A 1216-nucleotide genomic window follows, 5' to 3' on the forward strand; every position below is an offset into this window, starting at 1 on the left:
TAGTGCTGCGTTCCTCAAAGGTGGTACACAAAGCGGCGGCGTAGGGTTCGGGGTTTCGGGGCTGGTCGGCCCCAGATCCATGGTCGTGCGCGGGCATTGAGGGCGGCAGTGGCTTGATGGGTGGCTCGGTCGATCTCTGTGTGGTCGGCGAAGGTTTGTCCGGCGAGAGCTTCTCGCCGGAAGATCCGCCACCATGGTTCTTGCAGGTTGAGCCAGCACGCCCCGACGGGGATGAACGCGTGCTTGATCCTCGGATGGTCCTCGAGCCATTCGCGGGTGGATTTGCTGTTGTGACTGGACAGGTTGTCGGTGACGACGTAGATGTCACCGGTCGGATTGGCTTGTTCGATCAGTTCGAGGAAGCGCTGGTAGTTGACGCTATTGCGGGAGGACGCGGTGAGCGTGACGGCGTGGCCGTCGCGGACGCGGATCGATCCGTAGACCCAGATCTTGTCCGGGCCGCGCGAGTATTCCAGTGGCGCTTTGATCCGGTGCCCGTCGACCGACCACCCCGGTGCTGGTCCGAAAGTTCGGGGTGAGACCGGGCCCAGTTCGTCGGCGCAGACTACCGTGGCGCCTGCGGGTGGCTGCGTGTAGAGACCGACGATGTGGGTCCTTTTGGGACGAAGTACGGGTCCTTGCTCGTCGTCCACGACCGCGGTCTACGCCATCGAACACCTTCTGCCGCAAGGATTCTGCGCACCTGACTACGGCCTACGACAATGCCTTCGGCGCGCAGGGCCGTGGTGAGCGAATCCAGGGTCCAGCTCGACGGCGCTGCGTCCTGCTCGGCCTCCAGAGCCCCGTCGGATCGCCGGGTCAAACGCCCCGGCGGGGTGGTGGCGACCAAGGCCACGATCCGGCTGCGCTCTGTTTCGGTCAGCCGCGGTTTACGCCCTGCCCCTCGCCGATCGCCCAGACCATCCAAGCCGTGAGTATTGAACCGGTGCAACCGTTCTCGCACTGTCTGCCGATGACAGCCCAGCTCGCTCGCGATCTCCGCAGTGGACATACCGTCCCAACTCGCCGTGATCATCCGCGCACGCCGGATCCAATCCCCAGGTGCGTGCCGAGCCGCAGCCAGCTTACGAATCTTGCGCTCCTCCAACACATCCCGTGCTGCCCGCGCAACCAACACCTTCGGCAGAACCCACCTCGACCACACCCGAACCACCAAGACCAGCAACAAGATACACGATCATTGAGGAACGCAGCA

General features: G+C 64.0%; 2 protein-coding genes. Both read right to left on the bottom strand.

Annotated features, from left to right (window positions below; genetic code table 11):
• Positions 1-14 precede the first annotated feature (14 nt).
• The gene (locus ABZV44_RS45535; RefSeq protein ID WP_354851642.1) at positions 15-653 is read right to left on the bottom strand and encodes an IS630 family transposase; all 639 of its coding nucleotides are present in this window, start codon (positions 651-653) and stop codon (positions 15-17) included.
• Entirely contained in the window at positions 566-1174 is a 609-nt protein-coding gene (locus ABZV44_RS45540) for a helix-turn-helix domain-containing protein (protein WP_354851645.1), read from the bottom strand. Before ABZV44_RS45540 ends, ABZV44_RS45535 begins: the two co-directional genes overlap by 88 nt.
• Positions 1175-1216 lie beyond the last annotated feature (42 nt).

Origin of the sequence: Nocardia sp. NPDC004860, assembly GCF_040609015.1 — a bacterium.
Classification (GTDB): Bacteria; Actinomycetota; Actinomycetes; order Mycobacteriales; family Mycobacteriaceae; genus Nocardia.